We start from the raw sequence: 7589 nt of genomic DNA on the forward strand, positions 1-7589 counted from the left end.
GCGTCGCGCACCGCCGGCGGTGACCGCACCGGCCGCCGGCCGGGCGCGGCGCCCACGACCCGGCTGACCGGCGGCCCCCGTCGGCGCCGCCGGCTGCCATACCTGCTCCTCGGTGTGGTGCTGGTGGTGGGTTGTGCCGCCGCCGGCCTGCTCGCGGGGGCGCGGGTGGGGTCGCGACAGCCGGTGCTGGTGCTGGCCCGTCCGGTGATGGTGGGCCAGGTACTGGCGGCGGCGGACCTGCGGGAGGTCCGGATCTCCGCCGAGTCGGTGAACACGATCCCGGCCGGGTCGAAAGACACTGTGCTCGGTCGGCCCGTCGCCTACAGCCTGCCGGCCGGCATGGTGCTGAGTCGGGCGGCGCTGGGTGCCGCGCAGGTGCCCCCCGCAGGTTGGGCGATCGCGGCGGTGGCGCTGAAGGACGGCCAGTTCCCCACGGGTCTCAGCGCCGGGTCGAGGGTCGTGGTGGTGGTCACCGTGGGCACCAGCGCCGTCTCGATCACATCCACCTCGTCGGCTGCGGTGCGTGCATGGGAGGCGACGGTGGTGGCGGTCCAGGCCCGCGACACCAACCAGACGACGGTGGTGTCGCTTCAGCTCGCCGAGGACGACGCCCGCGCGTTGGCGGCGGCGCCGGCGGGGCAGGTCGGCATCGTCACGGTCAACGGAGGGGGCCGGTGACCGCCATATGATCATCACGGTGGGGTCGTTGAAGGGGTCACCGGGCGCGACCACGCTGGCCCTCGCACTGGCGGACCGCTGGCCTACGGGCAGCGAGCCGCTGGTGGTGGAGGCCGACCCCGCCGGCGGTGACCTGGGTGCCCGGTTCGGGCTGGGCGCGGCGCGTGGGCTGGTCACCCTGGCCGCCGCCGGCCGTCGCGGGAGCGGTGAGCCGCGCCCGCTGTCGGATCACAGCCAGCAGCTGCCGGGCGGTTTGGAGGTCATCACGGCGCCCGCCGGCGCGGAGCAGGCCCGCCAGGTCCTCGGTGAGCTCGCCGGTGGCGGGTGGGCGCTGCTGTGGTCCGCGGCGCGCCACGGTGACCGGACTGTGATCGTGGACTGCGGCCGGCTGGACCCGCTGTCCCCGGCGGCGCCGGCGGTGCGGGCCGCGGACGTACTGCTGCTGGTCGTCCGGGCCCGCGACGACGAACTGTCGCAGCTGGCGGCCCGGATGCAGGCCGTGCGGGGCTGGCAGGTGCCCGACTGGTATGTGGTGGTCGCCGGCCAGGCGTACCGGTCGGTGGACTACGGGGTCCGGGAGATCACCCGGGTCCTGGGTTCGCGGGTCCTGGGCCCGCTGCCGTACGACACGGTAGCCGCCGGTGTGCTGGCGGGCCGTCGACACACCCGCCATGGCATCAGCCGGTCGCGGCTCGGCCGGACCGCGACGGGTCTGGCCGCCTACCTCGCCGGTAGCGCTGCCGCGCCGGCGGCTCCCGCGGTGCCGGTGCCGGTGCCGCTGCCGCTGCCGCTGCCGCCAGTGCCCGCCCCCGACGCCGGTACCGGGTGGCTGCCGACCCGGATGGGAGCACCGTGACTCTGTCACCCTGGAACAACCCCGACCACAGTGCGAGGACCGGCAACGGCGCGGGCTGGCCGGGCACCCAGACGTTGTGGAGCGGCGGGCCGGCCGCGCCGACGGATCTTCCTGGGCGCGCGACCGGGTCGGCCGCGCAGGCGCTGCGGGTCCGGCTCCGCGATGGTCTGCGGGCGGCGCTCGCCGCCAGGTTGCGGGCCGATGAGGACGCTGGCGCGCCACCGTTGAGTGGCCCAGCCCGCGAGCCGTTCGCGCGGGCCGTCCTGGTCGATCTCGCCGAAGCGCACACCACCGCCGAGCTTGCGCGCGGCGCCCCGGTGCTGTCGCCTGACGACGAGCAGCGTCTGATCATCGAGGTGCTCGCCGACGTCCTGGGTCTGGGCGGGCTAGAACCGTTGCTGGCCGACCCGTCCATCGAAAACATCAACATCAACGGTGATCGTGTGTTCGTGCGCCGGGCTGATGGCAGCCGGATGCGGCTGGCCCCGATCACCGGTTCGGACAGCGAACTGATCGATCTGATCCGGGACCTGGCCGCGCACGCCGGGGTGGAGGAACGCCGCTGGGACCGCGGCGCGCCCATGGTGACCTTTCACCTGCCGGACAAGAGCCGGGTGTTCGCGGTCATGGCGGTCACCCAGCGGCCGTCGGTGTCGATCCGCCGGCATCGGTTGCGCGATGCGACCCTCGCCGGCCTGCGCGCGAACGGCACGATCGACGCGGGGCTGGAGGCGTTGCTCGCCGCCGTCGTGCACGCGCGGAAGAACATCGTGGTCGCCGGTGGTACCGCGATCGGGAAGACCACGATGCTGCTCGCGTTGGCCCACCAGATTCCCCCCACCGAGCGGCTGGTGACGGTCGAGGACGTCTACGAACTCGGCCTGGACGAAGACGACCACGCCCATCCCGACGTCGTCGCCATGCAGGTGCGGGAACCCAACACCGAGGGCGAAGGCGCGGTCTCCGCATCCGACCTGGTCCGCGCCGCGCTGCGGATGTCCCCGGACCGGGTGATCGTCGGAGAGGTCCGGGGGCCGGAGGTCATTCCGATGCTCAACGCGATGAGCCAGGGCAACGACGGCTCCATGACCACGCTGCACACCTCGACCAGCCGCGGGGTGTTCACCCGGCTGGCCAGCTATGCCGTGCAGGGACCTGAACGGCTGCCGGTGGAGGCCACGAACCTGCTGATCGCCTCGGCGATCCACCTGGTGGTGCACCTGGCCGAGCCACGCGGTGAGCGAGGCCGGCGCGTCGTGTCCTCGGTGCGTGAGGTCGTGGACGCCGACGACCGACAGGTGATCACCAACGAGTTGTACCGGCCGGGGCATGACCGCCGTGCCCAGCCCGCCGTGCCGCCGACCGCCGAGTTGCTCGACGACCTGATCGACGTCGGTTTCGACCCGGACCTGCTGGCCCGGGGGTGGTGGGGGTGACCGGCCTGTTCGGGCTGCTCGGCGTCGGTGTCGGCGCCGGGCTGCTACTCATCGTCTACGGCTGGCGGGGCGTGCCCGTCGACGCCGTCCGCCCACCGCGGCGGCGCGTCCTGCCCTGGCACGGCGACCCGCACATTGGGCGGCGTGCCGCCGCCGCGGTCGCCGCCGGCATCGTGGCGGGCGCGGTGACCGGCTGGATCGTCGGCGGGCTGCTCATCGCCCTGGCGGTCCTCGGCATCCCGCGGATCCTGGGCACCGACCATGAGCAGATCCGTCACGTTGCCCGCACCCAGGCGATCGCGGTGTGGGCCGAGCAGTTGCGCGACACTCTCGCCGCCGCGGCCGGATTGGAGCAGGCGATCCTGGCGACCGCGTCCGCCGCCCCGGCGGCGATCCGTCCCGAGGTCACTCTGCTGGCAGCCCGGATCGACCGTCGCGAACGGGTCGGTCCGGCCCTGTACGGCCTGGCCGAGGACCTGGACGATCCGCTGGCCGACCTCGTGATCGGCGCATTGATCCTCGCGACCCGGCACCAGGCCCGCCAGCTGTCCGGGCTGCTCGGTCAGCTCGCCGCGACGGCCCGCGCCCAGGTCGACATGCTCGGGCGGATCGAGGTCGGCCGGGCGAGAATGCGGACCACGATGCGCGTCGTCGTCGCGACGTCCCTCGTCTTCGCCGGCGGGCTGGTGGTCTTCAACCGGGACTTCCTCGCCCCCTACAACACCGCCGTCGGTCAGCTGGTCCTCCTCGCCGTCGGGGCGATCTTCACCGCGGGGTTCGTCTGGCTGACACGCATGTCGACGATCAGAAAGCCCGTCCGTTTCCTTCAGAACGACGATCTGCCTCCAGCCGACGCGGCGTCTGGAGCCGGTGGACGGCGGGGCGGCCGATGAGCATGCTGATGATGGCGCTGGCCGCCGGAGTCGGCGTGGGTCTGTGGGCGCTGGCGGTGTGGCTGGTCCCACCCCGTCCGTCGCTGGACGAGGTGCTGGCCCGGCTCGACCCGGCTCCAGCGCCGGCGAGCCCGGCGACGACGACGCCGGCTGCGGAGGACGGGTGGGCGAGCCACGCGGGTCGTCCCTTCGTCGGTCTGCTGCGCGCCGCCGGCCTGCCGACCGAGGTGCTGCGCCGGGACCTGGCGGTCCTGGGTCGCGGTGTCGACGCGCACCTGGCCGAGAAAGCCACCGCGGCGCTGGCTGGTCTGCTGTTCCCGTCGGTGGTAGGGGTGGCGTTCGCGGTCGGCGGCCGGCCGTTCCCGTGGGTGATGCCCGCCGCCGTCGCGGTCCTGTGCGGCGTCGCCGGGTTCCTGCTGCCCGACCTCAGCGTGGCGGCGGAGGCCGCGCGCAGCCGGGCGGCGTTCCGCCACGCGCTGGCGGCCTACCTGTCCTTGATCCAAGTGCTGCTCGCCGGCGGGGCGGGGGTGGAAAGCGCGCTGACGGACGCGGCGGGGATCGGTCAGGGTTGGCCGTTCGTGGCGCTGCGCCGAGCGCTGGCGACCGCCCGGGAAACCCGCGTCACCCCGTGGCGCGCGCTGGGGCAGCTCGGCGCCGACATCCAGGTCGTCGAGCTGGTGGAGCTCGCGGACGCGGTCGCGCTCGCCGGCACCGAGGGGGCCCGTGTCCGTCAGTCGCTGGACGCGAAAGCCGCCGCGCTGCGGGTCCGCCAGGCTCAGGACGCGGAGGCCGAGGCCAACGCCGCGACGGAGCGGATGAGTATTCCCGGCGTTCTGATCGCGATCGGTTTCATTCTGTTTGTGTTCTATCCCGCCCTCACGCAAATCACCCGTTCGCTGTAGCTGTCTCGACTGTCGGAGGAACCGTGTTCAGCCCACTCCGCACCTGGTGGTCACGGATCTACCACCGTTACCGGCACATGGCACCGGCGGAACGCGACCGGGGCAGCACCACCGAACAGGTCATCTGGATCGCGTTCCTCGCCGCGCTCGCCCTCACCGTCATCGGGATTTTCGGGCCGGAAATCCTGAGCGCCGCCAAACGCATCGCCTTCCAATAACCGGCATGGCAGCGTCCACCCGTCCGGCTCACGACCCGCGCCGATGGGAAGGATGCCGGTGAACATGTCAACTCGCCGACCTACTTGTCAACGGCGTGTCAAACGACCACCGATCTGTCGACGGCGGAACGCAGGAAATGGACATGCCATGACGAATTCTGGTGGCGCCATGAGTACGGGATCAAGCGTGAGGCCAGGAGATGACAACTGCCCCGATCTCCAGGGAGGTTCGACGCCGTTTCGATGGACAGAAACACCCGCAGCAGGGACGGCATCTGCACCGGCCTCCCTACACCGATGTGGGGAAGCCGATGCAGATGTCCCACGGCCGGTCTCCGTGTGCAGCGCGGGTCCACGCGCCGCTCCCGGGTCCACGGACCCCGTCCGACGCGGGCCAGAACAGGATCAACAGGGCGGCCGACAGGCCACCGTGACGAGCGCCGAGCGAGGACATGACGGCTATCCCGGCTCGTGGGACAGCAGGTCGCCGTCGGCATGGGCAGGTTCCCCGCGCACGAGAGGACATCGCCGCTGGCAGGCCTACAGCTGGCCCGGCACCCACCTGCCCGGATCTCCAGGCCCGGCCGGTCAGGACAGCCGCGGCACACCGCGACATCCACTCCACACGCCGGGCAGGCGACCGCACCCGCGGCAACGGTGTCGACCGGGCGGACCGGCGCCTGAGCCCGCCGGTCGGCGCCGGGACGAGGGCGCGCTGACCGTCGAGATGATTTTCGTGTTGCCGGTGCTGTTCACGATCGTGTTGCTGCTGGCGCAGGTCACGATCTGGGCGCACGCCACCCACGTCGCTCAGGCAACCGCAGCCCGTGCGCTGGCCGCGGCCCGCGCCGATGGTGGCAGCGCCGCCGCCGGCCAGGCCCAAGCCGACGCCACCCTCGACCAGCTCGGCCGAGCCACCCTCACCGACCCGCAGATCACGGTCACCCGTGACGCCGCCCGCGCGAACGTCGGTGTCCACGGCACCGCCGCCAGTGTCGTGCCGGGACTGCATCTCGGGGTCCACGCCGACGCGGCCGGCCCGGTCGAACGGCGGGCCACAGTCCCATGACACCCACCGTCGCGCCAGCCGTATCCCGTGGCCATGACCGGGATCAGGACCGCGGCTCAGCCACCGCCGAACTGGTGCTGATCCTGCCGGCGTTGCTGCTCATGCTGCTGTTCCTCGTCCTGTGCTACCGGGTGTCGGATGCGAAGCTGCGGATCGCCGACGTCGCCCACCAGGCCGCCCGCGCCGCCTCGATCGCCGGCACCCCCGGCCAAGCCGTCACCGACGCCCGTGCCACCGCGCAGACCGCCCTGGCCGACGCCGGGGTCACCTGCGAGAACCTGACGGTCCACACCGACACCGCCGGGCTGACGCCGGGCGCGCTGGTACGGGTGACGCTGTCCTGCACCGTCGGACTGGGCGATCTCGCGATGCTCGGGGTGCCCGGAACAGCGACGTTGCACGCCAGCTCCACCTCGCCGGTGGACGAGTTCGGTGACCAGCTCGGAGCGACGCTGTGACGCGCCGGCTACCCGGCCGCCGCCACGGCGGCCGGGACGCGGGCACCGTCACCGTGTTCGTCGTCGTGTTGTTCGCCGCGTTCGTGATGTTCGGCGGCCTCATCCTCGACGGCGGCGGCGCGTTGGCGGACAAGACCAGCGCGATGGGCGTCGCGCAGGAAGCCGCCCGCGCCGGCGCGCAGCAGCTCGACCTGACCGCGTTCCGCCAGACCGGCACGGTTCGTCTGCTGCACGACCCCGCGGTCGCCGCCGCCCAGTCCTCCCTCACCCAGGCCGGCGCGACCGGCATCACGACCGTGGACGCCACCACGGTGACCGTGACGGTCACCGTGGTGCACCACACCCAGCTGCTGGGCATCGTCGGACTCGACGCGCTCACGGTCAGCGGGACCGGCAGCGCCCGACCCGCGCCGCCCCCGGGCGGGGCGGTCCCATGAGCCCCCGATCCGCCCCCTACCGGCCCCGGCCTACCTGGGGCCGGCTCGCCGCGGCCGGCCGGGCTCTCGGCCGTCTCCTGCGCGCGCTGGTTGCCCTGGTCGCGCTGGTCGTCCTGGTGGGTGGGCTGCCGTGGGGACTGTGGCATTTCATCGGCTGGCCGCTGCCCCACCACCTGCCGTCGTTCGACGCGATCGAGGGGCGGCTGGCCGCGCCGATGGACGACAGCCTGCTGCTGGACATCCTCGCCTGCCTGCTCTGGCCGCTGTGGTTCGCCTTCACCGCCTCGGTCGTCCTCGCCGTGCCCGACGTCGTGCGCGACGCTCGCTGGCCGGCGCACGCCCCTCCGATGCCCACCGGCGGCATGCGCGGCGTGGCCACGTTCCTGCTCGGCGCCGTGATCCTCACCGCTCTCGGCTCCCGCGTCACCCCCGCACCGAGCGGCGGGCCTGTCGCCGCGACGGTCGTCGCCACCGGCCCCGTCACCCCACGCCTGGTCCCGGTCGCCGACACGACCCGACCAGGCGTCGTGCTACCGGCAGCGGCACCGGGCACCGCCGTGGTGGCGCTGCCGCACGACGGCATCTACGACAGCCTCTGGCGCATCGCGGCCCGCAGCCTCGGGAACGGGGCCCGCTGGCCGG

At 73.2% G+C, this 7589-nt stretch carries 9 protein-coding genes and 1 pseudogene; all 10 read left to right on the forward strand.

What is annotated here, in order from left to right:
* On the forward strand, window positions 1-678 hold a 678-nt coding region (locus tag U9977_RS23810; protein WP_322751516.1), incomplete at its 5' end, for an SAF domain-containing protein.
* Window positions 679-685: 7 nt separating this feature from the next.
* Window positions 686-1534, forward strand: a complete 849-nt coding sequence (locus tag U9977_RS23815; protein ID WP_322751517.1) for a hypothetical protein — start codon at window positions 686-688, stop codon at window positions 1532-1534.
* Window positions 1531-2970, forward strand: coding sequence for a CpaF family protein (locus U9977_RS23820; protein ID WP_322751518.1), 1440 nt, complete (start codon window positions 1531-1533; stop codon window positions 2968-2970). Before U9977_RS23815 ends, U9977_RS23820 begins: the two co-directional genes overlap by 4 nt.
* A complete protein-coding gene (locus U9977_RS23825) occupies window positions 2967-3863 on the forward strand; it encodes a pilus assembly protein TadB (protein ID WP_322751519.1) in 897 nt (298 codons plus the stop codon). Before U9977_RS23820 ends, U9977_RS23825 begins: the two co-directional genes overlap by 4 nt.
* Window positions 3860-4765: a type II secretion system F family protein gene (locus tag U9977_RS23830; RefSeq protein WP_322751520.1), complete on the forward strand. Its 906-nt coding sequence runs from the start codon at window positions 3860-3862 to the stop codon at window positions 4763-4765. The genes U9977_RS23825 and U9977_RS23830 overlap by 4 nt, the downstream gene beginning before the upstream one ends.
* A gap of 23 nt (window positions 4766-4788) precedes the next feature.
* A complete protein-coding gene (locus U9977_RS23835; protein WP_322751521.1) occupies window positions 4789-4983 on the forward strand; it encodes a hypothetical protein in 195 nt (64 codons plus the stop codon).
* Window positions 4984-5698: 715 nt separating this feature from the next.
* Window positions 5699-6052 (forward strand): TadE/TadG family type IV pilus assembly protein, encoded by a 354-nt coding sequence (locus U9977_RS23840; RefSeq protein ID WP_322751524.1) that lies wholly within the window; start codon window positions 5699-5701, stop codon window positions 6050-6052.
* Window positions 6049-6510, forward strand: a complete 462-nt coding sequence (locus U9977_RS23845) for a TadE/TadG family type IV pilus assembly protein (protein ID WP_322751522.1) — start codon at window positions 6049-6051, stop codon at window positions 6508-6510. Before U9977_RS23840 ends, U9977_RS23845 begins: the two co-directional genes overlap by 4 nt.
* Window positions 6507-6947 carry a pilus assembly protein TadG-related protein gene (locus tag U9977_RS23850; protein ID WP_322751523.1) on the forward strand — a complete coding sequence of 147 codons (441 nt, stop codon included), beginning with the start codon at window positions 6507-6509 and terminating at the stop codon, window positions 6945-6947. The genes U9977_RS23845 and U9977_RS23850 overlap by 4 nt, the downstream gene beginning before the upstream one ends.
* Window positions 6944-7589 (forward strand): annotated as a pseudogene (locus U9977_RS23855) (hypothetical protein); the annotation flags it as partial. The gene U9977_RS23850 and the pseudogene U9977_RS23855, both read left to right, overlap by 4 nt.

Source organism: Protofrankia sp. Cas8, from assembly GCF_963555845.1.
Classification (GTDB): domain Bacteria; phylum Actinomycetota; class Actinomycetes; order Frankiales; family Frankiaceae; genus Protofrankia.

What these genes read in the sequence shown, in the direction of transcription:
- U9977_RS23830 (WP_322751520.1), top strand. Translation starts at nt 3,860, where the DNA reads ATGAGCATGCTGATGATGGCGCTGGCCGCCGGAGTCGGCGTGGGTCTG.
- U9977_RS23845 (WP_322751522.1), top strand. Translation starts at nt 6,049, where the DNA reads ATGACACCCACCGTCGCGCCAGCCGTATCCCGTGGCCATGACCGGGAT.
- U9977_RS23815 (WP_322751517.1), top strand. Translation starts at nt 686, where the DNA reads ATGATCATCACGGTGGGGTCGTTGAAGGGGTCACCGGGCGCGACCACG.